Source organism: Rhizobacter sp. SG703 (assembly GCF_012275445.1).
GTDB lineage: Bacteria > Pseudomonadota > Gammaproteobacteria > Burkholderiales > Burkholderiaceae_C > Rhizobacter.
In genome coordinates this window covers 68620-90012 of sequence record NZ_JAAZQK010000014.1, presented here as the reverse complement: position 1 = coordinate 90012, position 21393 = coordinate 68620, and the positions used below count along the sequence as shown (strand labels likewise).

The window sequence follows — 21393 nt, the reverse complement described above, 5'->3', positions numbered from 1 at the left end:
ACGCGGTCGACGCCCCGCCGGCTTGTCGCCAGCGCCTACTTCTTCTTCACCGGCCGCGTCCAGCCTTCAAGCGACACCTGCTTCGCGCGCGACACCGTCAGCTGGCCGGCCGGCGCGTCCTTCGAGATCGTCGAGCCGCCGCCGATGGTCGCGCCGGCGCCGATCACGATCGGCGCGATCAGCACGCAGTTGCTGCCGACGTGCACGTCGTCGCCGATCACGGTGCGGTGCTTGTTCGCGCCGTCGTAGTTGGCGGTGATGCTGCCGGCGCCGTAGTTCACCCGCTCGCCGACCGTCGCATCGCCCAGGTAGGCCAGGTGGTTGGCCTTCGCGCCCTTCGCGAGCGTCGAGTTCTTCACCTCGACGAAATTGCCGATGTGCACCTCGTCGCCCAGCTGCGCGCCGGGGCGCAGCCGCGCGAACGGACCGATCAGCGCGCCGCGGCCGACCGTCACGCCCTGCGCCTCGCCGTCGATGTGGGTGAACGGGTGGATCACCGTGCCGGCCCCGATGCGCGCATTGCGGATCACGCAGTTCGCGCCGATGCGCACGCCGTCGCCGAGTTCGACCGCGCCGTCGAACACGCAGTTGACGTCGATCTCGACATCGCTGCCGCACTGCAGCGTGCCGCGCACGTCGAAGCGCGCCGGGTCGGCCAGCCGCACGCCGGCCTCCATCAGCGCCTCGGCGCGGCCGCGCTGGTAGCGGCGCTCCAGGTCGGCCAGCTGCATCGGGCTGTTGACGCCCAGCACCTCGGTCTCGCTCTTCGGCTGCGCGGTGACGACCGGCACGCCGTCGGCCACCGCCATCGCGATGATGTCGGTCAGGTAGTACTCGCCCTGGGCGTTCTGGTTGTCCAGCTTCGTCAGCCAGCCCTTCAGCCGCTTCGTCGGCACCGCCATCACGCCGGTGTTGACCTCGCGGATCTCGCGCTGCGCCGGGCTCGCGTCCTTGTGCTCGACGACCGCGCGCACCTGCTCGCCGTCGCGCACGATGCGGCCGTAGCCGGTGGCATCGGGCAGCGTGATCGTCAGCAGCGCGAAGCGCTCGCCGCCGCAGGCGTCGACCAGCGCGCGCACGGTGGACGCGTCGATCAGCGGCGTGTCGCCGTTCAGGATCAGCGTGGTGCCCTCGTCATGCAGCTGCGGCACCGCCTGCTGCACGGCATGGCCGGTGCCCAGCTGCGGCATCTGCCGCACGAAGAGCAATCCGGGTGCCTGCACCGCCGCCTCGACCTGCTCGGCGCCGTGGCCGGTGATCGTGATGATGCGGGTCGCCCCCAAGGATGCTGCGGTACCCAGAACATGCTGCAATAGGCTTTGCCCGGCCAGCTTGTGCAAGACCTTGGGCAGGCCGGATTTCATGCGGGTGCCTTTGCCCGCGGCCATGATCACGATGTCGAGAGCCATGCAACGTCCTTCTTTCAGGTCGGTGATTATCGGTGTCGCGCTGGCGTTGACCACCCTGCTTTCAGGGTGTGGCGCGATGCGGCTGGCCTACAACCAGGCCCCCGACCTGGGGTATTGGTGGCTGGACAAGTACATCGACTTCAACGACGAGCAGACGCCGCGGGTGCGCGATGCAATCGCGTCGTGGTTCCGCTGGAACCGCCGCACCCAGCTGCCCGACTACGCGCAGTGGCTGGACAAGCTGGCCGGCGACCTGCAGCAGCCGGTCGCCGCGGCCCAGGTGTGCCGCTGGACCGACGAGGTCGAGGCGCGCATGTTCACCGGCCTCGACCAGGCGTTGCCGGCACTGGCCGAAACGGCGCTGTCGCTGAAGCCGGAGCAGCTCAGGCACATCGAGAAGCGCTATGCGAAGGTCAACGACGACTATGCCGACGACTACCTGCAGCCCGATCCGCAGGACCGCCTGAAGGCCACGCTGAAGCGCACGATGGAGCGCGCCGAGATGCTGTACGGCGACCTCGACGATGCGCAGACCGAGCGGGTGAAGCGGGCGATGGCGGCGTCGCCGTTCGACCCGGAGCTGTGGCTGGCCGAGCGCAAGGCGCGCCAGCAGGACGTGCTGCAGACGCTGCGCAAACTGCTGGCCGAGCGGCCGCCGCAGGCCCAGGCGCAGGCCGCGCTGCGCGCGATCGCCGAGCGGGTGCAGCATTCGCCGCGCGAGAACTTTCGCAGCTACCAGGAAAAGCTGACGCGCTACAACTGCGAGTTCGGTGCGCAGCTGCACAACGCGACGACAGCGGCGCAGCGGAAGTTCGCTGCGAAGAAGCTGGCCGGCTGGGCAGACGATTTCCGCGCGCTGGCGGCGGACGGCCGGTAGCCCGGATGCCAATCCGGGTTACCTCGTCACGAATCCCGGAACGGCATCCGGACTACGAGGGCGGCAGCTGAATGGTGACCCGCCGCGGGTTGATGCCGGTCTGCGGGAAGTCCTTCAGCGCCGCTTCGAACATCGCGGCAATCAGCGCATCGCTGCCCATCGTCGTGCCGTCGTTGGAGGCTCGCGCCTCGTACACCACCTGCCCGGACTGCCGGTCCCGGATCAGCACCGCCACCTCGCGGTCGTAGTAGGTCGTGTCGTAGTAGCGTGGACCGAAGTATCCCGGCGGCCCCCAGAACGGCCCCCGGCCGTAGCCGAAGCGCGAACGGTACAGCCCACCATGCCACCAGAACGGATCGTCGTACGGCGAGACGTCGTAGCGATTGATCCGCGCACCGACCTGCACCGTGAAATCGGCGGACTTCGCGTCGGCCGCTTCGTTGAAACCGGCCACCTGCAGCGAGTGCCGGGCCATCGATTCCAGCTTTTCCTGCTCCATCGCCCGCGCCTGCTGCGACGGCAGGCGCTCGAAGGCGTAGGTCGATGCGCTGCGCCCGGCGGGCCACTGGCTGTAGGTGGAGACATTGCTGTCGACCGCGTTCATCGCGGCGCACCCGCCCAGCCCGAGCAAGGCGCCGGCCAGCAAGGTGGTGGTCAGGGCAGGTTTCCACATGGTCAGCCTCCGTCAGGTCAAACGTGCAGCTTGATGGGCACCGCGTCCCTGGCGGGTTCGGCCGGGGCGCAGCTCTCGTCGTCGTCGAAGGCCCGATCGCCACCGGCATCGGGCACGCCGGTGGTTTTGAGCGTCGTGAACGGGTAGAGGTTCCGATCCATCAGGTGCGACGGCACGATGTTGCCCATCGCGGTGAACATGTTCTCGATGCGGCCGGGGAAGCGCTTGTCCCAGTCGCGCAGCATCTGCTTCGTCTGCACCCGCTGCAGGTTCTCCTGGCTGCCGCACAGCGTGCACGGGATGATCGGGAACTGCCGGTGCGCCGCCCAGCGCTCCAGGTCGGTCTCGGCCACGTAGGCGAGCGGGCGGATCACGATGTTCCTGCCGTCGTCGCTGACCAGCTTCGGCGGCATGCCCTTCAGCCGGCTGCCGAAGAACATGTTCATGAACAGCGTCTGCAGCATGTCGTCGCGGTGGTGGCCGAGCGCCACCTTGGTCGCACCGAGCTCGCCGGCCACGCGGTACAGGATGCCGCGGCGCAGCCGCGAGCACAGGCTGCACATCGTCTTGCCCTCGGGGATCAGCCGCTTGACGATCGAGTAGGTGTCCTGGTTCTCGATGTGGAAGGGCACGCCGCGCGACTTCAGGTACTCCGGCAGCACATGGTCGGGAAAGCCCGGCTGCTTCTGGTCGAGGTTCACCGCGACCAGCGTGAAACGGATCGGCGCACGCTGCTGGAGGTTCAGCAGGATGTCGAGCAGCGCATAGCTGTCCTTGCCGCCGGACACGCAGACCATCACCTTGTCGCCGTCCTCGATCATGTTGAAGTCGGCGATCGCCTGGCCCACCTGCCGGTGCAGGCGCTTGCTCAGCTTGTTGACCTCGAAGGCCTGCTTCGCGTCGTCCTTGGTGTCTTGTTGCTTGTCCAGTACCGCACTCATCACAGGTCCTTCTTCATGCCGAACACTTCGCAGCCGACGGCTTCGCAGTCCGGGTATACATCAGGTTTCTCGGTCGACACGCGCGCCGCCCGCACGCGCGGGTGCGCGAGCATCATCGCCAGCACGTCGTCGCACAGCGTTTCCTGCAGGTGGATGTGGCCCTGCTTCACGCGCTGCGCAATGGTGCGGCGGATGAAGTCGTAGTCGACCACCTCGTCGAGCTCGTCGGCCTTCGGCGTCGACATCGCCAGCGGGATGTAGAGGTCGACGTTGATCAGCACCCGCTGCTCGCCCTTCTTCTCGAAGTCGTGCACGCCGATGTTGATCCACACCTCGTAGTCGCGCAGGAACAGCCGGCGGCAGTCCATCAGGGCGGGGTGGATGAGCAGGGAGTGCATGTCAGGTCTTCTTCTCGGGATTGGCGATGAACATCACGTCGCGCGGCTGGCCCGCCAGGTGCTGGCCGCCGTCGACCAGCAGCGTGCTGCCGGTGACGGCCGGCGACTCGATCAGGAAACGCACCGCATTCGCGATGTCGGCGGGAGTCGATGAGCGCTGCAGCGGCGTCAGGCCGTGCGCCTGCGCGAATTCTGCCTCGGTCATCGCGCCCGACAGCAGCGTGACGCCCGGCGCGACGCCGCACACCCGCAGCCGCGGCGCCAGCGCCTGCGCCAGCAGCACGGTGGCCGACTGCAGCGCCGCCTTCGACAAGGTGTAGGACAGATAGTCGGGGTTCGGATTCCACAGCTTCTGGTCGAGCAGGTTGACGACGCAGCCGCGGCCGTCGCGGGCCGCCAGGTGCGCGTGCAGCGCCTGCGCCAGCAGCACCGCCGGGCCGGTGTTGGCGCGCCAGTGCGCCTCCATCGACGCGTAGCTGAAGCTCTCGGCATTGTCGTAGGCGAAGGTCGACGCGTTGTTGACGACCGCGTCGAGGCGGCCCAGCCGCTCGCAGACGGCCGGCACCAGCGCCCGGCAGGCCGGCTCGTCGGCGAGGTCGGCCGCGAACACCATGGCGCGGGCGCCGAGCCGCACGGCCTCGTCGGCGGTGGCCTGCGCGTCGTCGCGCGAGCCGCGGCAGTGGACCGCGAGGTCGTGGCCGTGCGCGGCGAGTTCGAGCGCGATCGCCCGGCCCAGGCGGCGGGCCGCGCCGGTGACCAGGGTGACGGGACGTGCGGACATGGCTTTCTACAATCGGGGCATGCAAACCCCACCAGCCGGCAGTGTATCGGCGCCGCTTTCGTCGCTGATCCGCCAGGCCATCGCCCGCCACGGCGATTGGCTGCCTTTCGACCGCTTCATGGCGCTCGCGTTGTACGCCCCCGGGCTCGGCTACTACGCGGCGGGCGACCGCCAGTTCGGCCTGCTGCCGTCGTCCGGCAGCGATTTCGTCACCGCGCCCGAACTGACGCCGCTGTTCGGCGCCGCGCTCGCGCGCCAGGTCGCGCAGGCGCTTCGGGCCTGCGACAGCCGCGAGCTGTGGGAATTCGGCGCCGGCTCCGGCGCGCTGGCCGAGCAGCTGCTCGACGCGCTGACCGCCGACGGGCTCGCGCCCGAGCGCTACACCATCGTCGACCTGTCGGGCGCGCTGCGGCAGCGCCAGCAGGCGCGGCTCGCGCGCTTCGGCGCGCAGGTGCGCTGGGTGTCGGAGCTGCCCGACACGATGCACGGCGTGATCGTCGGCAACGAGGTGCTCGACGCGATGCCGGTGCAACTGCTGCACTTCGACGGCACGCAGTGGCTGGAGCGCGGCGTCGTCGTGAACGATGAAGGCTTCGCGTGGAGCGACCGGCCGACCACGCTGCGGCCGCCGCTGGACGCCCCCTTCGTGCCCGGCACCGTCACCGAGATCCACCCGCAGGCGCGGGCCTTCATCGCGACGCTGGCCGACCGGCTGCAGCGCGGCGCGGCCTTCTTCATCGACTATGGCTTCCCCGAGGCCGAGTACTACCTGCCGCAGCGCCACGGCGGCACGCTGATGTGCCACCAGGGGCACCAGGCCGACGGCGATCCGCTGGTCGACATCGGCCGCAAGGACATCACCGCCCATGTCGACTTCACCGGCATCGCGCTGGCCGCGCAGGATGCCGGGCTGGAGGTCGTCGGTTACACCACGCAGGCCCATTTCCTGATCAACTGCGGGCTCGTCGAGCGGCTGGCCGACGCCGACCTGAAGACCCGCGCGAATGCGCAGAAGCTGTTGCTGGAGCACGAGATGGGCGAGTTGTTCAAGGTGATCGCGCTGGCGCGCGGCTGCGATGCGTCGTTCACCGACGCGCCGCTCGGCTTCGTGCACGGCGACCGCAGCCACACCCTCTGATCCGGGCCGACCATGGGCTTGCGCTGGCTGCTGGTGATCCTGATCGCGCTGCTGCTGTTCAGCGGGCTGCAACGCTGGCTGCTGAAACTCGGCCTCGGGCGGCTGCCCGGCGACTTCCGCTTTCGCCTGTTCGGGCGCGAGTTCTTCATCCCGATCACCAGCAGCGTGCTGCTGAGCCTGGTGGCGCTGCTGATCACGCGGCTGATCTGAAGGCAGGTCGGCAGCAGGGGCACGGACAAACCAGACTTGCGCCGCCTCCTACAACTGGTTACAACGGGCGCGCCCCCCTGTTCAGGGGGTCCAAGGAGGCCCGCATGACTGAAGCTCTGAAAACGCCAACGACGCAGCAGGACTATCAGGAATCCCGCATCGAGGAAGAGCCGATCCTCGGCCCGGTGCTCGCGATGCCCGATGGCCGCGTGCATCCGCTCAGCTGGCTCGACCGGGTGAAGCTGCGGCTGCACCTGACCGACGCCCGGGCGCTCGAATCGCGCTACTTCGCCACCTGAGGCGATGCGTCGCACAGGGTGCCCCGCCGGCGTACACAACCTGCCCGGCGTACTGCGCTTGGCGGTGCCTGTGTTCGTCGCGCATGAGCTGCGCGCGGTGCGCTGGCTGCTGATGCTCGACGACCGGGCGCGCCGCCGGATCGCGCTGCACGCCCGCAACCGCCAGCTGCCGGTCGAAGGCTGAAAGCCGGCGACGCTACGGGTCGAGTTGGGGTTGCGGCTGCGTCGCGAGGAACTCCGCCACCGCCACGTAGCGTGCATGCCGGATCGCCGCGCCGATCGCGGTGCCTTTCCAGCCACGGCCCAGCGCATCGGACGACACCTTCGCGGTGTCGACCGACAGGGCCGCGTCCAGCGCCCCCTGCAGCCGCGGCCGCTGCGGATAGGGCCGCTCCTCGAAGCCGGTGCGCCCGCGCGCATCGCATTCGCAGGCCAGCAGCAGTTCCGAAAACCGCGCCGGCCGCCGCCACACGTCGCAGCGGTCGAACAGGCGCATCACCGCCGACCCATCCAGCTGCAGGCTGCGGTGGATGTTGCCGTGCTCGCGCGCGACCGCTTCGGCCAGCTCGCGGCAGTCGGTCGGCACCTTCAGGCGTTGCGCCAGTTCCTGCACCAGCTGCACGCTGCGCGCCTCGTGCGCGATGTGGCGCGGCAGCTCGTCGACCGGCGTCGTGCCCTTGCCGAGGTCGTGCCCGAGGCAGGCGAAACGCACCTCGAGCGAGGTGTCGAGCCGCGCCGCCATGTCGAGCACCAGCATCAGGTGCAGCCCGGTGTCGACCTCGGGGTGGTGGGCCGGCGGCTGCGGCACGCCCCACAGCCGGTCGACCTCGGGCAGCAGCCGCGCCAGCGCGCCGCAGCGACGCAGCACCTCGAACATGCGCGACGGCCGCGCCTCCATCAGCCCGCGCGACAGCTCCTGCCAGACCCGCTCGGGCACCAGCGCATCGACCTCGCCGATCTCGACCATGTGGCGCATCAGCGCCTCGGTCTCCGGCGCGACGCTGAAATCGTCGAAGCGCGCCGCGAAGCGCGCGAGCCGCAGGATGCGCACCGGGTCTTCTGCGAAGGCCGGCGACACGTGGCGCAGCAGCTTGTCCTGCAGGTCGCGCCGGCCACCCCACGGGTCGACGATGCGACCGTCTTCGTCCTGCGCCATCGCGTTGATCGTCAGGTCGCGGCGCTGCAGGTCTTCTTCGAGCGTGACGCTCGGGTCCGCATGGAACGCGAAGCCGTGGTAGCCCGGCGCGGTCTTGCGCTCGGTGCGCGCGAGCGCCACCTCGTCGTGGGTTTCCGGGTGCAGGAACACCGGGAAGTCCTTGCCGACCGGCAGGTAGCCGGCCTCGAGCAACTGCAGCGGCGAGGCACCGACGACCACCCAGTCGCGGTCGTTGACCGGCCGCCCCAACAACGCATCGCGGACCGCGCCGCCCACCATCCACTTCTTCATCGCGCCAGTGTAGGGGCGCGAACGCGACCGAACGGCTCAGCGCGCAGTGCGGTACGGCTCCTCGAATGGAAGGAAGTCCTCCTCGGCCAGCGCATCGCGGCACCAGGCCTCCACACCGGGCAGTGCGCGCACCCGCTGCACATAGGCGGCGATCTGCGGCGGCAGCGGCGGCCGGTAGGTCAGCAGGCGCATCGCCACCGGCGCGAAATACGCATCGGCGATCGTGAACTCGCCGAACAGCAGCGGGCCGCCGTGCTGCTGCAGCAGCTCGCTCCACATCTGCACCAGGCGGTCGAGGTCGGCACGCACCGCCGGCTGCTCGCGCAGCACGCGTTCGCCGACCTCGGGCAATGCGGCCTCGATGTTCATCGGGAAATGGCTGCGCAGCGCGCCGAAGCCGGCATGCATCTCGGCGCAGATGCTGCGGGCGCGCGCCCGCGCCTTCACGTCAGCCGGCCACAGTGGCTTGGCGGGGAAGCGCTCGGCCAGGTACTCGGCGATCGCCAGCGTGTCCCAGACCGCGAAGCCGTCATCGACCAGCAGCGGCACGCGGCCGGTCGGCGCATGGCGCGCCAGCTCGGCCTTGAACTTCGAATCGGGCTCGAATGAATCGAAGCGCACCATCACCTCGTCGAACGGGATGCCGGCCTGCTTCAGCAGCACCCACGGGCGCATGGACCAGGAGGAGTAATTCTTGTTGCCGATGTAGAGCTGCATGGAGTCCTCGGGGGGCGAGTCGGTCGTGACAGGGCCGCCCATCGTAGGCGAGCTCGGCACCCCAGCCGATGAGAGTTGCGAATGACATCGATGACCGGCGCGCATCCGGCCGCGGCGCGCTCAGCCGCGCCCGGCCTGGCGCCGCCAGCCTTCGAGCCGCGCCGGCCCGGCGACGCCGCCGAGGTAGTCCGGCACCACCGCCTCAAGCCCGGTGCGGCGCACGCCGAGCGCATCGAGCCCTGGCAAGGCCTCGTTCGCGACGTTCGGCACCTTCATCGAATCGAGGTTGTCGCGCGACATCAGCGGCGTGCCCGGCAGCCATTCCATCAGCCCGGCCTGCAGCCGCGCCAGGCCATCGGGCAGCGCGACCACCGGCCGCGGGTGGCCCGACCAGCGCCCGGCCAGCCGCACCAGCTGCTCCAGCGTGAAGACCTTCGGCCCGGCGCATTCGTACGAACGCGCCGCGGCGGCGCCGCGCACCAGCGCCTGGGCCACCGCCGCCGCGACGTCCTGCACCCATACCGGCTGGAAGCGCGCGTCGGCACCGGCCAGCGGCAGCACCGGCAGCACCCGCTGCAGCCGGGCGAACAGGTTCATGAAGCGGTCGTCGGCGCCGAACATCACCGACGGCCGCAGCACCGTCACGTCGAGCCCCGAGGTTTGCAGCACCGCCTCGCCGGCCGCCTTCGATCGCAGGTACATGCTCGGCGCACCGGCCTGCGCGCCGAGCGCGCTGACGTGCACCAGCCGGCGCACGCCGGCCTGGCGGCACGCATGCGCGATGCGGTTCGGCAGCTCGGCATGGGCACGCTGGAACGCCGCCTCGCGGCCGTGCAGGATGCCGACCAGGTTGACCACCGCATCGCGCCCGGCGACCAGGCCCGCGAGCTGCACGTCGTCGTGCACGTCGGCGCCGAGCAGCTCGACGGTCGGCAGCATCTGCAGCGCCTTCGCGCGCTGCGGCTGCCGGCTCACGACGGTCAAGCGTCCGCCGGCCGCGCCGCTGCGCTCGACCAGTTCGGCACACACGGCGCGGCCGAGGAAACCGGTGCCACCGATGATCAGCAGGTTCATGGGATCAGGGCAGGTTGGTGTCGGGCGGCGGTGCGGTGACCTCGCGCGGGCCGACCGGCTTGCCGAGCCGGGCCTTCAGCGACGCGGTCTGCAGCGCCGTCGGGTCGTTCAGCAGCGTCGCGTAGAGCAAGGTATTCGACATCACCTTCTTCACGTAGTCGCGCGTCTCGTTGAACGGGATGTTCTCGATCCAGATCGCCGGCTCCAGCTTCGGGCCCTCGCGCCAGCGCCGCGGCCGCCCGGGGCCGGCGTTGTACGCGGTGGCGCTCAGCACCTGCGAGCCGCCGAAGTCGTCGAGCAGCAGCCGCAGGTAGCTCGACCCGAGCTGCACGTTGGTCGGCACGTCCATGATCTGCGCCGGGTCGTAGGCCATGCCGATGCGCCTGGCGACGTTCTTCGCGGTCGGCTGGATCACCTGCATCAGCCCGTAGGCGTTCGCGCTGGAGCGGATGTCGGGCTGGAAGCGCGACTCCTGGCGCATCACGCCGTAGATCAGCGCCGGGTCGACCGCGGTCGTCTTCGACGCGGCCATCACCTCGGCGCGGAACGGTGTCGGGTAGCGCTGCGCGATGTCGATCTCGCTGCGCGTGCGGTCGCTGGTGTTGACGCAGCGGTCCCAGACGTGCCGGTCGCAGGCCAGCTGCGCCGACGCGAGCAGCTCGCGCTCGTCCATGCCACGCAGCGTGAAGTTCCATTCGCGCACGCCTTCGCTGCGCAGCCCGATCGCCACCAGCGTCAGCGCCCGCCCGAGGCCCGGCTGGCGCGCAGCGGCGTCGCGCTCGTCCTGCGTCAGCGGCTGCGGCGCGACCGGCAGCGTGATCGGCCGGCCGAGTTCTTCGGCGGCGAGCATGCCGTAGAAGCTGAACTGCGACGCGATGCCTTCGAACAGCTCGGTCGCCTGCGCGCGCAGCCCGTCGCCCTCGGTCGAATCCTTGGCCAGCGCCCGCAGCGCGCGAGCCTTCCAGTAGACCCAGGTCGCATCGCGCTGCTCGACCGGGTTCATCGCATCGATCGCCTGCACCACCTGCTGCCAGCGTGGCGCGTTCTCGCCGGCGCGCAGCGCGGCCCGCGCCTTCCAGGCGAGCGTCTCGTCGGCCCAGTCGATCGTCACCCCCGACTTCGCCGACAGCAGCGCCGCCCGCGTGAAGTAGCCGGAGGCCTCCGGCAACAGCTTCAGCGCCGCCTGCTTGCCGACCGCGGCCCAGGCCCAGGCCGCCAGCTCGGGCGGCAGCGCGGCCTCCCACTTGCCATTCAGCAGGTTGGCGGCGAGTTCGGGGTCGGTCGACGCGAGGCGCATCAGCGCCAGCGTGTTCAGCTGGTTGGCCTGGCGCCCGCCGAGCGCGCGGGTCAGGTAGCGCGCCGGGTTGTCGGCCAGCTCGTCGACATCGCTGGCGGACCGGGTGTTGACCATCAGCGCCGCCTGGCGCGCCGCGCGCGGCTTGTTGCCGTCGATCGCGAGGCGCGCCTTGCGCCAGGCGTCGGCTTCGGTGAGCTGCTTCGCGTCGTACAGCGTCGCGGCCAGCAGCGCGCAGCCGTCGTCGGCCTCGCGCTGCGCGAACCAGGCGCTGCGCGCCGCGCTGCGCACGTCCTTGCCGGCGAGGTGGTCGGCCAGCAGCGCGTAGCACGAGACCTCGCGGTCGTCGTTCATCCGGAAGCTCGGGAAATCGGCGGCCAGGGTCCTGAAATCGCGCCGCCGGCCGAGCTCGAGCAGCCAGTCGTTGCGCAGCCGGTCTTCGACGTAGGTGCCGCGCCAGCGCTGGTAGAAGGCCGCGATCTCGTCGGCCTGCACGAACTGCAGGCGCTGGCCGATCTCCCAGTAGTCGATCCACATCGCGAGCGGGTTGCGCTCGGCGATCGCGCTGTCGCGCAACGCGGCGAGCCGGGCCCGGTCTTTCTTGCGCAGCGCCTCGCGGGCTTCGAGCACGGCGTCGTTGCCGGTCTGCGCGCAGGCGGGCATCGCGTTCAGCAGCACGGCGGCGGCCAGGCCCTTCAGCACCCACCTCGCCGATCGCACCACCATCACCGAGCCATATGATTTGTCTTTGTTCACGCTGTCCTTCATGGTGCCGACCTTGCCATCAGATTCCGACGTCCGCCATCCCCTGCGTCAGCGCCTGCTGGCCGCGCGCACAGCGTTTGTCTCTTCGCCCACCGGAAAAGTTGCAGCCACGTCGCTCGCGCGTCACCTCGGCCTTGTCCTCGATCAACTCGAACCCGAGTGCCTCGGGGTCTATTGGCCGATGCGATCCGAATTTAACGCAGCAGGCCTGTGGGATGGCGACGGATCGCATGCTTCCTTGCCGCGCGCATTGCCATTCACGCAGCGCGTGCCGCCGCAGATGCACTACCGGCTGTGGGATGGCAGCGCGCCGACGCAGAAGGACGAATGCGGCATTCCGGTCGCGAACGGCGCCGCGGTGGTGCCCGACGTGGTGCTGGTGCCCTGCGTCGGCTTCACCGGCAGCGGCTGGCGGCTCGGCTATGGCGGCGGCTTCTTCGACCGCTGGCTGGCGCTGCATCCGCACGTCACCGCCGTCGGCGTCGCGTGGGAGATCGGGCGCTTGAGCGAGGCGGAGCTCGCGCCGCAGGCCCATGACCTGCCGCTCGCGCTCATCGTGACCGAGAACGGGGTGGCGCAGGGCTGACCGGCTCGGGCACCGCCTGCGCCAGCTGCTGCACGCTGCGGGCGGACTGCGCGGTCAGCGTCGCGTTCGTGCGCTCGCCCTGCTCGATCAGCCAGTCGCGAAAGCGCTGCACCTCGGGCCGCGCGACCGACTGCGGCGAGACCACCATCCAGTAGGCATGCGGCGCATCGATGCGCCCGGCCGGCCCGAACGGCTCGACCAGGTCGCCGCGCTCGAGCGAATCGGCCACCAGGGCCATGCGGGCCAGCGCGATCGCCTGCCCGGCCAGCGCGGTCTGCACCTGCTGGTAGGTGAAGTTGAGGTACATCCACCGGCGCGGCTGCAGCCCGGCCTGCCCGTGCTGCGTCAGCCAGCGCCGCCAGCTGAGGAACTCGGCGGTCGGGCGGTTGTCGTCCTCTTCGGCCAGCGTGTGGCCGGCCAGGTCGGCCGGCGTCGACAGCGGCGGCGCCTGGCCGCGCGCGATCTGCTCGGCCAGCCACGGGCTGATGGCCGGCGTCAGCGTCTCGCCGAACAGCCGCGGCGTGCCCGCCGGCACCAGGTGGTCGCCGCCGTAGCGCAGCACGATGTCGATCTCCGGGTCGTCGAGGTCGACCACCATGTCGGTGGCGGAGACGCGGATGTCGATGTCGGGGTTCGCGCGCTGGAAGGCCTCGAGCCGCGGCAGCAGCCACAGCGACACGAACGACGCGAAGGTGTTGACCGTGACGCGGCGCCGCCCGCGCGAGGTGCGGATCTGGCGCACCGCGGTGTCGAGCCGGTCGAGCGACGGCGCGACCGCCCGCAGCAGCACCTGGCCGTCGCCGGTGAGTTCGACCGAGCGGGTGCCGCGGTTGAACAGCGGTGCGCCGAGTTCGTCTTCCAGCCCCTTGATCTGCCGGCTGACGGCCGACTGGGTCAGGTGCAGCTCCTCGGCGGCGGCACTGAAGCTGAGGTGGCGGGCCACCGCCTCGAAGGCCCGGATCGGCCCGATCGAGAGCGGTCGATGACGCGGTTGATTCATGCACTAATGGTATCAATCCGCGCCGCTTAAGTCATTGGACCACCGGCCTGCAGGCCCCTAAAGTTCACTCCATGCCCTGCAAGGAGAACGACATGGCAAACCCGATGGTGATGAGCAATTTTCAACAATCCCAGGCCGCGAGCTGGACCGTGGCGCCCGGCGAGGCCCGCCCGCTGGAGATCGGTCCGGGGTCGCGCTGGCTGCGCGTCACCGAAGGCCGGCTGTGGCTGACGGTGCCGGGCACGGCCGACGAGCCGGCGCAGGACGTGTGGCTGGAAAGCGGCGACAGCGTCGCGCTGCCGGCCGGCGCCCAGGCGGTGCTCGAAGCGTGGCCGAGCGCGCAGTTCCAGCTGCTGGTGCCGCCCGACGCCTGCCAGCGCGGCAAGTCGCTGGCGCAGCGGCTCAGCGAGCAGCTCGCTTCGCGGCTGGGCGCTTCTTCGCCGGCGCTGCACGCGGCTTGATCGCTTTCGCCGCTTTCGACGCTTTGGTGGGCTTGCGGGCCTTGGCCGCGGCGGCGCGCAGGCCTGCTTCCATCGCGAGCCGCGCCCACGGGCGCATCAGCGCCGGCGATTCCATCGCGTCATCGGGCGCGGTGTAGTAGCTGATCGACACCGACTTGCCGTCGCCGCCTTCGTAGACGAACGGCTGGCCGCCGGCCTCCTCGAAGCGCGCCCGCGTCGCGTCATCGGCCTTCAGGTACAGGCGCTCCTCGAAGATCAGTGCGACGAACACATCGTCGACATAGAAGCCGTGCCCGCCGAACATGCGCCGCGAGCGCGTCGGCCCGAGCGCGCCGAGCAGCTCGACGCAGTAGCGGGCGAATTCATCTTTCGGTGAGTTGATCGTGGCCATGGGCCGATGGTAGGCGCGCTGGCCACCCCGGCCATGCCTCGGTCACAATCGCCGGCATGGCCACTCCCGACACGTCCTCCACGATTGCGGTGCTGCGCAAGAAGCTGATCGCCGACCGCCAGGCCCTGCCCGACCGGCTGGAGCTCGCGGTGCAGCTGCAGAGCATGCTGCGCATCTGGCTGGTCAGCCGGCGCGAATCGCTGATCGGCGGCTACTGGCCGATCAAGGGCGAGTTCGATCCGCTGCCGGCGCTGTTCCGCTGGAGCGAAGGCGGTCCGGGCCGGCGCATCGGCCTGCCGGTGATGGACCGCACCGACGGCACCTTGCGCTTCCACGTCTGGTACCCCGGCTGCCCGACCGAGCTCGATGCGCACGACATCCCGAAGCCCAAGGGCACCGAGCAGTTCCAGCCGGAGTTGCTGCTGCTGCCGTGCGTCGGCTACGGCACCGAAGGCGCGCGCCTGGGTTATGGCGGCGGGTTCTACGACCGATCGGTGGCCGCGCTGACGCCGCGACCGGTCACCGTCGGGCTTTGCTATGCGCACGGCTTTCTGCCGATGCTGCGTCCGAAAGAAGGCGACAACCCGCTCGACGCCGTCATCACCGAAGAAGGCGTCATGTGGCAGCGCGACAGCTGATCAATCCAGCTTGAGGCGCCGGCAGATCTCGAGCGGCGCCGTCGCGGCATTCATCGTGTAGAGGTGCAGACCCGGCGCGCCGACGCGCAGCAGCCGCTCGCACAGCTCGCTCACCACATCGAGCCCGAAGGCCTTGATCGACGCGGTGTCGTCGCCGAAGCTCTGCAGCCGCAGCCGGATCCAGCGCGGGATCTCGGCGCCCGACGAATCGGCGAAGCGGATGATGCCGCTCGCATTGGTGATCGGCATGATGCCGGGCACCACCGGAATGTCGGCACCCAGCTTGCGCGTGTCGTTCACGAAGCGCTCGTACGCATCGGCATTGAAGAAGAACTGCGTGATCGCCGAATCGGCACCCGCCTTCACCTTCTCGACATACGCCTGCAGGTCGGCCTGCGGCGACTTCGCCTGCGGGTGCATCTCGGGGTACGCAGCGACCTCGATGTGGAACTGCCTGCCGGTGGCCTCGCGGATGAACGCGATCAGCTCGCTCGCATAGCGGAACTCGCCGAAGCCGCCGTAGCCGCTCGGCAGGTCGCCGCGCAGCGCCACCAGCCGGCGGATGCCGGCGGCCTTGAACTGCTCCAGCTTGGCCAGCACCGACGCGCGATCGGCACCGACGCAGGTGAAGTGCGAGGCTGCCTCGACACCCTCGGCCAGGATCGCCTGCACCGCGGCGAGCGTGCCGTCCTGCGTCGAGCCGCCAGCGCCATAGGTGACGGAGCAGAAGCTCGGCTTCAGCGCATACAACTGCTGGCGCACCGCCGCGAGCTTGGTGACGCCCTCGGGGGTCTTCGGCGGGAAGAACTCCAGGCTGATCGGTGTCATGAAGAAGACTCCTCGACAGGCACGGCCCACACGAAGAACTCGGTGTTGCCGTTGCCGCCCTTGATCGGGCTTTGGAAATAGGCGCGCACCTGCAGGAACTGCTCCCTGCAGGCCTTGCGGATGCGTGTCTCGACCTCGGCGAAATGCCGTTCGTCCTTGACGATGCCGCCCTTGCCGATCTGCGCCGGCTGCAGCTCGAACTGCGGCTTGATCAGCAGCAGCAGCTGCCCCTCGGGCGCCAGGTAGTGCGCCAGCGTCGGCAGCACGTGCGTCGACGTGATGAACGACAGGTCACCGGTGACGAAGCCGAAGCTGTGCGGCGTCGATGCGGCCTCGAAGGCCGAGCCGGTCACGTCGCGCGCATTGACGCCTTCGAAGCACTGCACCCGCGCATCGGCCTGCAGCTTCGGATGAAGCTGGCCATGGCCGACGTCGATGCCGACCACGCGCGACGCGCCGCCTTGCAGCAGCGCATCGGTGAAGCCGCCGGTGCTCTGGCCGGCGTCGAGGCAGGCAAGGCCGGTCACGTCGATCGCACAGTGCTTCAGCGCGCCTTCGAGCTTCAGCCCGCCGCGCGAGACGAAGCGCAGCTCGGCGTCGTCGGTGACCTCGAGCTCGCAGCCTTCGGGCACGTCTTCGCCGGCCTTCTTCGGCACCGCCCAGCCCTTGGGGCCGAGCCAGCGGACGGCGCCACGCTCGATCAGCCGCTGCGCGGCCGACCGTGTCGGTGCAAGACCTTCTTGAACTAGCAACTGGTCAATGCGCATCGGATGATCAAGCAACGCCCGCGGAACCGGCTTTGCCGGGCCGCAGGGTGGCGCCCCTTGGGGGCCGAGCCCGGACATGAACAGTCCTGAGGACTGTTCGTGCCTGGCGAGGAGTCGGGCCTCCGGCCCGGCGCGGCCTGCAAGGCAGGAGCGAAGCGACTGGGGGGCTCAATACCTGTAGGTGTCGGGCTTGTACGGGCCGTTCTTCGGCACGCCGATGTAGGCGGCCTGCTCGTCCGTCAGCTCGGTCAGCATCGCGCCGACCTTCTTCAGGTGCAGGCGGGCGACCTTCTCGTCGAGGTGCTTCGGCAGCACGTAGACCTGGCCCACCTCGTACTTCTCGGGCCGCGTGAACAGCTCGATCTGCGCGATCGTCTGGTTGGCGAAGCTCGAGCTCATCACGAAGCTCGGGTGGCCGGTGCCGCAGCCCAGGTTCACCAGGCGGCCCTTGGCCAGCAGGATGATGCGCTTGCCGTCCGGGAAGATCACGTGATCGACCTGCGGCTTGATTTCTTCCCATTCGTACTTCTCGATCGCCGCGATGTCGATCTCGTTGTCGAAGTGGCCGATGTTGCAGACGATCGCCTGGTCCTTCATCGCGAGCATGTGCTCGTGGCGGATCACGCCCTTGTTGCCGGTGGTCGTCACGAAGATGTCGGCCTTGTCGGCGGCGTACTCCATCGTCACGACCTTGTAGCCTTCCATCGCGGCCTGCAGCGCGTTGATCGGGTCGATCTCGGTCACCCACACCTGGGCGCTCAGCGCGCGCAGCGCCTGGGCCGAGCCCTTGCCCACGTCGCCGTAGCCGGCCACCAGGGCCACCTTGCCGGCGATCATCACGTCGGTCGCGCGCTTGATGCCGTCGACCAGCGATTCGCGGCAGCCGTACAGGTTGTCGAACTTGCTCTTCGTGACCGAGTCGTTCACGTTGATCGCGCGGAACAGCAGCGTGCCCTTCGCGCTCATTTCCTTCAGGCGGTGCACGCCGGTGGTGGTCTCTTCGGTCACGCCCTGGATCTGCGCGCTCTTGCGGGTGTACCAGGTCGGGTCCTGCGCCAGCTTGGCCTTGATGCTCGCGAACAGGCAGGTCTCTTCTTCGCTGCCGGGCTTGTCGAGCACGCTGATGTCTTTCTCGGCGCGCTGGCCCAGGTGCATCAGCAGCGTCGCGTCGCCGCCGTCGTCGAGGATCATGTTCGGGCCTTCGCCGTCCGAGCCCTTCGGGCCGAAGTCGAAGATGCGGTGGGTGTAGTCCCAGTAGTCGGTCAGGTTCTCGCCCTTGTAGGCGAACACCGGCGTGCCGCGCTCGACCAGCGCCGCGGCGGCATGGTCCTGCGTCGAGAAGATGTTGCACGAGGCCCACCGCACCTGGGCGCCGAGCGCCTGCAGCGTCTCGACCAGCACGGCGGTCTGGATCGTCATGTGCAGCGAGCCGGTGACGCGCGCGCCCTTCAGCGGCTGCGACTTCGCGAACTCTTCGCGGATGGCCATCAGGCCGGGCATCTCGGTCTCGGCGATCTTGATCTCCTTGCGGCCCCAGGCGGCAAGCGAGATGTCGGCGATGGCGTGGTCTTGGGAAGGCTTGAGAACAGCGTTCATGTCGGGCTCCGTTGAATGAAACCCGCACGCGCACCGCCGTTGGAAGCTCAGAGGCTCACCCACGAGGGACGATCGTGCGGGTGAGCGCGGTTGCAGTTGAAATCCCGAGCCTGGGGCGGCTGTCGTGGCGACAGGCGGCCTTGCAACGCTCCTCGGAAAGTGCAGGGATTGTAGTCGCGGGAACCGGCGGATTCCAGTGCGTTGCGTGCGTTATGGCCGCGGGTCGTGTGCGACGCTCGTGCAAGACTGCGCGGCATGCCTGACACCGCCCGCCGTCCCCGCCCCCTTTCTGACCTGAGCCCCGCACTGGCCCGCAGCGTGCGCGGCGTGCTGACCGACATCGACGACACGCTGACGCGCGACGGCGCGATCGAGCCCGAGGCACTGGCTGCGCTGCAGGCGCTGCGCGACGCCGCCATCCCGGTGATCGCGATCACCGGCCGGCCGATGGGCTGGAGCGAGCCGTTCGCGCGCGACTGGCCGATCGATGCCATCGTCGCCGAGAACGGCGCGGTCGCGCTGTTCCGCGATGCGCAGGGCCTGCGCATCGAGTACGCGCAGGACGAGGCGACCCGCGCGCGCAACACGCTGCGGCTGCGCCGCACCGCCGAGCGCGTGCTGGCCGAAGTGCCCGGGGCGACGCTCGCACAGGACAGCGCCGGCCGCGTCACCGACATCGCGATCGACCACGCCGAGTTCGCCCACCTGGCGCAGCCGCAGATCGACGCGGTGCTGGCGGTGATGCGCAGCGAAGGCATGACCGCGACCGTCAGCTCGATCCACATCAACGGCTGGTACGGCGAGCACGACAAGCTGAGCGGCGCGCGCTGGATCGTGCAGCGGCTGCTCGGGCGTTCGCTCGACGCCGAGACCGCCGCCTGGGCCTACGTCGGCGATTCGACGAACGACCAGGCGATGTTCGGGCACTTCCCGATCAGCGTGGGGGTCGCGAACCTGATGCAGTTCGCGGATCGGCTGCACACGTGGCCCGCGTATCTCAGCGCGGGCCAGCGCGGTCAAGGGTTCGCGGAATTCGTCGCGGCGCTGAGGCCCCGTCGCTGAAGCCGGTGCCGCGCTCTGCCGCGACTCAGCACCAGCACGCCGATCACGGCCAGGCAAAACGCCGCTTCGATCCAGTTCATCCACGCAGGTCCTGCAGGACCCACGTCCATCTGCCACCCGCTGGCAACGCCCCAACCGCCCAACGCGCTGGCGTCAGCAAATGGAAGCGATACGACGACGAGGTTCGAAACGATGTGGAACAGCGTGCCGGGCAACAGGCTGCGCGACGCGAGGCACAGGCTTCCCGCCAGCAGCAGGGTCAGGCTGTCGAAGGACCAATGAGAGGCCGTTCGCAGCGCCACGGGAGGTGCGAGGCAAGCCATTGACGCGACAACACAAGCCACGTAGCTGAGGCCAATGACACTTGCGGCGAGACCCCAGCGCACTGGGGCGCCCAAGCGAAGTCCGGCGATCCGATGCACAGCCGACTGCTTCAGGATCCATGCGTAGCCGAGCACAGCCATGAAGCCGACCGAGACATGCCGGATCGCGGGCAAGTCGATGCCTGCCCAGCGCACCAAGAGGTGAACGCCCCATCCCCAGAGGTAGCTCGCAACAAGAAAGCCGACGAGCCACCCCAGAGACGACACTGCGCAGAGCAGGTTGACACGAATCGGCCTGTCGCCCATCTTCGTTCAAGTCGTCCAACGGAAAGCCGGCGGAGCGCCCAAAACTGCGGACAACAGCAGGCTCTTGAATGTTGACGAAAGCCGGCTCAGGCTACCAATTGAAGCAGGCCTCGACGCTGCCGATCATGCACCCGAGAAGATTCTCGAAACTCGGCCTGTAGGAGTTCCCCCGCGTTTTGAGACCTGTACAGATGGACATTGCTCTGCCTCACCCCAGTCGCGCCGCTCTCTGCCCGCTCTGCCGCGCCAGCATCCACCCCGGGTACTCCGCCGGCAATGCGCTGACCTTGTCGAGCGCCGCCAATTCATCGGCGCCCAGCTTCAGCGACGTCGCCTCGATGTTGTCGTCCAGCTGTTCGACCCGCTTCGCGCCGATGATCACCGTGCTGACCGCCGGCTGGTGCAGCACCCAGGCGAGCGCCACCCGCGCGATCGATACCCCGTGCGCCTCGGCGATGCCGCGCATCGCGTCGATGCAGTCGTCGGCCCGTGCGCGGTTCACCGGCGGGAAGTCGAAGCCGGTGCGCCGCGCGCCCTGCTCGGCGCCCCGCCCGTCGCGCCCGTACTTGCCGCTCAGCAGGCCGCCGGCCAGCGGGCTCCACACCATCAGGCCGACCTGCTCGCTGCGAAGCATCGGCACGATCTCGCGCTCCAGGTCGCGCCCGGCGATCGTGTAGTAGGCCTGCAGCGATTCGAAACGCGCCTTGCCGTCGCGTTCGGCAATCCCCAGCGCCTTCGCGATCTGCCACGCCGCCCAGTTCGACACGCCGACATAGCGCACATACCCCTGCTGCACCAGCGTGTCCATCGCATGCACCGCCTCGTCGATCGGCGTCGACGGGTCGAAGCCGTGGATCTGGTACAGGTCGATGTGCTCCAGCTGCAGCCGCTTCAGGCTCGCCTTCACGCCGTCCATGATGTGGAAGCGCGACATGCCGGAGGAATTGACGCCCTTCGCGCCGGTCTCGCCGAACACCTTGGTCGCGACGACCACCTTGTCGCGCGGCACCTTCAGGTTCCGCAGCGCCTGGCCGGTGATCTGCTCCGACAGGCCTTCCGAATAGACATCGGCGGTGTCGATGAAGTTGATGCCGGCATCGAGCGCGCGGCCCACCAGCGCATCGGCCTCGTCCTGCTGCAGCCTGCCGATCTGGCTCCAGATGCCGCCCGAGCCGCCGAAGGTCATCGTGCCCAGGCACAGTTCCGAAACGAACAGGCCGGTGCGGCCCAGTTTGCGGTGTTGCATGTCCAGCTCCTTGTGACGATGCCCCGGGAAGCGGGGCCAGGCCGGCAGTGTCCGGCCGCAGCAGGCCGCCCCGCCAGCGCGTTCCTGCAGAGTTCTTGCCCATTTCTCCAGACCGCTGCGGCCGGCGATGCACGGGCGCACTGACGGCGCTAAGCTGCGACGCGCC

At 69.4% G+C, this 21393-nt stretch carries 25 protein-coding genes and 1 riboswitch; of the genes, 9 read left to right on the top strand and 16 right to left on the bottom strand.

Going from position 1 to position 21393, the window contains the following annotated elements; all coding sequences use genetic code 11:
• Positions 1-35: 35 nt before the first annotated feature.
• Positions 36-1409 carry a bifunctional UDP-N-acetylglucosamine diphosphorylase/glucosamine-1-phosphate N-acetyltransferase GlmU gene (gene glmU / locus FHT26_RS25710; protein WP_168562952.1) on the bottom strand — a complete coding sequence of 458 codons (1374 nt, stop codon included), beginning with the start codon at positions 1407-1409 and terminating at the stop codon, positions 36-38.
• On the opposite strand from glmU, the gene FHT26_RS25705 reads away from it, so the two are divergent.
• Positions 1408-2286, top strand: coding sequence for a DUF6279 family lipoprotein (locus FHT26_RS25705; RefSeq protein ID WP_168562951.1), 879 nt, complete (start codon positions 1408-1410; stop codon positions 2284-2286). The two genes, glmU and FHT26_RS25705, sit on opposite strands and share 2 nt — an antisense overlap.
• Positions 2287-2338: 52 nt before the next feature.
• On the opposite strand, the gene FHT26_RS25700 is transcribed toward FHT26_RS25705, so the two are convergent.
• The 4 genes from FHT26_RS25700 to FHT26_RS25685 are packed head-to-tail and all read right to left on the bottom strand — an operon-like array spanning position 2339 to position 5079.
• Complete coding sequence (locus FHT26_RS25700; RefSeq protein WP_168562950.1) at positions 2339-2959, bottom strand: DUF4136 domain-containing protein; 621 nt, start codon at positions 2957-2959, stop codon at positions 2339-2341.
• A gap of 17 nt (positions 2960-2976) precedes the next feature.
• On the bottom strand, positions 2977-3900 hold the full coding sequence (gene ttcA, locus FHT26_RS25695; RefSeq protein WP_168562949.1) for a tRNA 2-thiocytidine(32) synthetase TtcA: 924 nt from the start codon (positions 3898-3900) through the stop codon (positions 2977-2979).
• Positions 3900-4298, bottom strand: a complete 399-nt coding sequence (locus tag FHT26_RS25690; RefSeq protein ID WP_168562948.1) for a dihydroneopterin aldolase — start codon at positions 4296-4298, stop codon at positions 3900-3902. Before FHT26_RS25690 ends, ttcA begins: the two co-directional genes overlap by 1 nt.
• Before the next feature lies 1 nt (position 4299).
• Complete coding sequence (locus FHT26_RS25685; protein WP_168562947.1) at positions 4300-5079, bottom strand: SDR family oxidoreductase; 780 nt, start codon at positions 5077-5079, stop codon at positions 4300-4302.
• 19 nt (positions 5080-5098) lie between these two features.
• Between FHT26_RS25685 and FHT26_RS25680 the strand changes: the two genes are divergently transcribed.
• From FHT26_RS25680 to FHT26_RS30425, 4 genes are all read left to right on the top strand, one after another.
• The gene (locus FHT26_RS25680; RefSeq protein WP_168562946.1) at positions 5099-6217 is read left to right on the top strand and encodes a class I SAM-dependent methyltransferase; all 1119 of its coding nucleotides are present in this window, start codon (positions 5099-5101) and stop codon (positions 6215-6217) included.
• Positions 6218-6229: 12 nt separating this feature from the next.
• Positions 6230-6427: a DUF2905 family protein gene (locus FHT26_RS25675; RefSeq protein ID WP_168562945.1), complete on the top strand. Its 198-nt coding sequence runs from the start codon at positions 6230-6232 to the stop codon at positions 6425-6427.
• 104 nt (positions 6428-6531) lie between these two features.
• Positions 6532-6726: a hypothetical protein gene (locus FHT26_RS25670; protein ID WP_168562944.1), complete on the top strand. Its 195-nt coding sequence runs from the start codon at positions 6532-6534 to the stop codon at positions 6724-6726.
• A 58-nt stretch (positions 6727-6784) separates the two neighbouring features.
• On the top strand, positions 6785-6910 hold the full coding sequence (locus tag FHT26_RS30425; RefSeq protein WP_282597206.1) for a hypothetical protein: 126 nt from the start codon (positions 6785-6787) through the stop codon (positions 6908-6910).
• 12 nt (positions 6911-6922) lie between these two features.
• Here the strand turns inward: FHT26_RS30425 and FHT26_RS25665 are convergent, their stop codons facing one another.
• The 4 genes from FHT26_RS25665 to FHT26_RS25650 all read right to left on the bottom strand — a co-directional run bounded on the left by FHT26_RS25665 (position 6923) and on the right by FHT26_RS25650 (position 12014).
• Positions 6923-8173: a multifunctional CCA addition/repair protein gene (locus tag FHT26_RS25665; RefSeq protein WP_168562943.1), complete on the bottom strand. Its 1251-nt coding sequence runs from the start codon at positions 8171-8173 to the stop codon at positions 6923-6925.
• A 36-nt stretch (positions 8174-8209) separates the two neighbouring features.
• Complete coding sequence (locus tag FHT26_RS25660) at positions 8210-8890, bottom strand: glutathione S-transferase family protein (protein ID WP_168562942.1); 681 nt, start codon at positions 8888-8890, stop codon at positions 8210-8212.
• Between the two features lie 120 nt (positions 8891-9010).
• Positions 9011-9964: a complex I NDUFA9 subunit family protein gene (locus tag FHT26_RS25655; protein WP_168562941.1), complete on the bottom strand. Its 954-nt coding sequence runs from the start codon at positions 9962-9964 to the stop codon at positions 9011-9013.
• Between the two features lie 4 nt (positions 9965-9968).
• Positions 9969-12014 (bottom strand): transglycosylase SLT domain-containing protein, encoded by a 2046-nt coding sequence (locus FHT26_RS25650; RefSeq protein WP_349238224.1) that lies wholly within the window; start codon positions 12012-12014, stop codon positions 9969-9971.
• Between FHT26_RS25650 and FHT26_RS25645 the strand changes: the two genes are divergently transcribed.
• Positions 12007-12609: a 5-formyltetrahydrofolate cyclo-ligase gene (locus FHT26_RS25645; protein ID WP_168562940.1), complete on the top strand. Its 603-nt coding sequence runs from the start codon at positions 12007-12009 to the stop codon at positions 12607-12609. The genes FHT26_RS25650 and FHT26_RS25645 overlap by 8 nt on opposite strands.
• Here FHT26_RS25645 and FHT26_RS25640 read toward each other — a convergent pair.
• Positions 12575-13609: a LysR family transcriptional regulator gene (locus FHT26_RS25640; RefSeq protein WP_168562939.1), complete on the bottom strand. Its 1035-nt coding sequence runs from the start codon at positions 13607-13609 to the stop codon at positions 12575-12577. The genes FHT26_RS25645 and FHT26_RS25640 overlap by 35 nt on opposite strands.
• Positions 13610-13701: 92 nt before the next feature.
• Here FHT26_RS25640 and FHT26_RS25635 point away from each other — a divergent pair, with 92 nt between their 5' ends.
• Complete coding sequence (locus tag FHT26_RS25635; RefSeq protein ID WP_246868108.1) at positions 13702-14070, top strand: DUF2917 domain-containing protein; 369 nt, start codon at positions 13702-13704, stop codon at positions 14068-14070.
• On the opposite strand, the gene FHT26_RS25630 is transcribed toward FHT26_RS25635, so the two are convergent.
• Complete coding sequence (locus FHT26_RS25630; protein ID WP_168562938.1) at positions 14012-14461, bottom strand: TfoX/Sxy family protein; 450 nt, start codon at positions 14459-14461, stop codon at positions 14012-14014. The genes FHT26_RS25635 and FHT26_RS25630 overlap by 59 nt on opposite strands.
• 56 nt (positions 14462-14517) lie before the next feature.
• On the opposite strand from FHT26_RS25630, the gene FHT26_RS25625 reads away from it, so the two are divergent.
• Entirely contained in the window at positions 14518-15099 is a 582-nt protein-coding gene (locus FHT26_RS25625; protein ID WP_168562937.1) for a 5-formyltetrahydrofolate cyclo-ligase, read from the top strand.
• On the opposite strand, the gene metF is transcribed toward FHT26_RS25625, so the two are convergent.
• The 3 genes from metF to ahcY form a co-directional block, all read right to left on the bottom strand.
• Positions 15100-15927 carry a methylenetetrahydrofolate reductase [NAD(P)H] gene (metF, locus tag FHT26_RS25620; RefSeq protein ID WP_168562936.1) on the bottom strand — a complete coding sequence of 276 codons (828 nt, stop codon included), beginning with the start codon at positions 15925-15927 and terminating at the stop codon, positions 15100-15102. It lies immediately after the preceding gene.
• Positions 15924-16694, bottom strand: a complete 771-nt coding sequence (locus FHT26_RS25615) for a TlyA family RNA methyltransferase (RefSeq protein WP_168562935.1) — start codon at positions 16692-16694, stop codon at positions 15924-15926. Before FHT26_RS25615 ends, metF begins: the two co-directional genes overlap by 4 nt.
• 168 nt (positions 16695-16862) lie before the next feature.
• On the bottom strand, positions 16863-18290 hold the full coding sequence (gene ahcY, locus FHT26_RS25610) for an adenosylhomocysteinase (RefSeq protein WP_168562934.1): 1428 nt from the start codon (positions 18288-18290) through the stop codon (positions 16863-16865).
• 75 nt (positions 18291-18365) lie between these two features.
• Positions 18366-18450, bottom strand: a riboswitch (S-adenosyl-L-homocysteine riboswitch).
• Between the two features lie 95 nt (positions 18451-18545).
• Between ahcY and FHT26_RS25605 the strand changes: the two genes are divergently transcribed.
• A complete protein-coding gene (locus FHT26_RS25605; RefSeq protein WP_168562933.1) occupies positions 18546-19352 on the top strand; it encodes an HAD-IIB family hydrolase in 807 nt (268 codons plus the stop codon).
• Here FHT26_RS25605 and FHT26_RS25600 read toward each other — a convergent pair.
• Together FHT26_RS25600 and FHT26_RS25595 are read right to left on the bottom strand one after the other, a co-directional pair.
• Positions 19307-19981 carry a hypothetical protein gene (locus tag FHT26_RS25600; RefSeq protein ID WP_168562932.1) on the bottom strand — a complete coding sequence of 225 codons (675 nt, stop codon included), beginning with the start codon at positions 19979-19981 and terminating at the stop codon, positions 19307-19309. The genes FHT26_RS25605 and FHT26_RS25600 overlap by 46 nt on opposite strands.
• A gap of 208 nt (positions 19982-20189) precedes the next feature.
• Entirely contained in the window at positions 20190-21227 is a 1038-nt protein-coding gene (locus FHT26_RS25595) for an aldo/keto reductase (RefSeq protein ID WP_168562931.1), read from the bottom strand.
• Positions 21228-21393: the final 166 nt, after the last annotated feature.

Bases quoted from the DNA above. Each gene is read 5' to 3' on its own strand.
- FHT26_RS25705 (WP_168562951.1), top strand. From the start codon at position 1,408: ATGCAACGTCCTTCTTTCAGGTCGGTGATTATCGGTGTCGCGCTGGCG.
- glmU (WP_168562952.1), bottom strand. From the start codon at position 1,409: ATGGCTCTCGACATCGTGATCATGGCCGCGGGCAAAGGCACCCGCATG.
- FHT26_RS25700 (WP_168562950.1), bottom strand. From the start codon at position 2,959: ATGTGGAAACCTGCCCTGACCACCACCTTGCTGGCCGGCGCCTTGCTC.
- ttcA (WP_168562949.1), bottom strand. From the start codon at position 3,900: ATGAGTGCGGTACTGGACAAGCAACAAGACACCAAGGACGACGCGAAG.
- FHT26_RS25690 (WP_168562948.1), bottom strand. From the start codon at position 4,298: ATGCACTCCCTGCTCATCCACCCCGCCCTGATGGACTGCCGCCGGCTG.
- FHT26_RS25685 (WP_168562947.1), bottom strand. From the start codon at position 5,079: ATGTCCGCACGTCCCGTCACCCTGGTCACCGGCGCGGCCCGCCGCCTG.
- FHT26_RS25680 (WP_168562946.1), top strand. From the start codon at position 5,099: ATGCAAACCCCACCAGCCGGCAGTGTATCGGCGCCGCTTTCGTCGCTG.
- FHT26_RS25675 (WP_168562945.1), top strand. From the start codon at position 6,230: ATGGGCTTGCGCTGGCTGCTGGTGATCCTGATCGCGCTGCTGCTGTTC.
- FHT26_RS25670 (WP_168562944.1), top strand. From the start codon at position 6,532: ATGACTGAAGCTCTGAAAACGCCAACGACGCAGCAGGACTATCAGGAA.
- FHT26_RS25665 (WP_168562943.1), bottom strand. From the start codon at position 8,173: ATGAAGAAGTGGATGGTGGGCGGCGCGGTCCGCGATGCGTTGTTGGGG.
- FHT26_RS25660 (WP_168562942.1), bottom strand. From the start codon at position 8,890: ATGCAGCTCTACATCGGCAACAAGAATTACTCCTCCTGGTCCATGCGC.
- FHT26_RS25655 (WP_168562941.1), bottom strand. From the start codon at position 9,964: ATGAACCTGCTGATCATCGGTGGCACCGGTTTCCTCGGCCGCGCCGTG.
- FHT26_RS25640 (WP_168562939.1), bottom strand. From the start codon at position 13,609: ATGAATCAACCGCGTCATCGACCGCTCTCGATCGGGCCGATCCGGGCC.
- FHT26_RS25635 (WP_246868108.1), top strand. From the start codon at position 13,702: ATGGCAAACCCGATGGTGATGAGCAATTTTCAACAATCCCAGGCCGCG.
- FHT26_RS25630 (WP_168562938.1), bottom strand. From the start codon at position 14,461: ATGGCCACGATCAACTCACCGAAAGATGAATTCGCCCGCTACTGCGTC.
- FHT26_RS25625 (WP_168562937.1), top strand. From the start codon at position 14,518: ATGGCCACTCCCGACACGTCCTCCACGATTGCGGTGCTGCGCAAGAAG.
- metF (WP_168562936.1), bottom strand. From the start codon at position 15,927: ATGACACCGATCAGCCTGGAGTTCTTCCCGCCGAAGACCCCCGAGGGC.
- FHT26_RS25615 (WP_168562935.1), bottom strand. From the start codon at position 16,694: ATGCGCATTGACCAGTTGCTAGTTCAAGAAGGTCTTGCACCGACACGG.
- ahcY (WP_168562934.1), bottom strand. From the start codon at position 18,290: ATGAACGCTGTTCTCAAGCCTTCCCAAGACCACGCCATCGCCGACATC.
- FHT26_RS25605 (WP_168562933.1), top strand. From the start codon at position 18,546: ATGCCTGACACCGCCCGCCGTCCCCGCCCCCTTTCTGACCTGAGCCCC.
- FHT26_RS25600 (WP_168562932.1), bottom strand. From the start codon at position 19,981: ATGGGCGACAGGCCGATTCGTGTCAACCTGCTCTGCGCAGTGTCGTCT.
- FHT26_RS25595 (WP_168562931.1), bottom strand. From the start codon at position 21,227: ATGCAACACCGCAAACTGGGCCGCACCGGCCTGTTCGTTTCGGAACTG.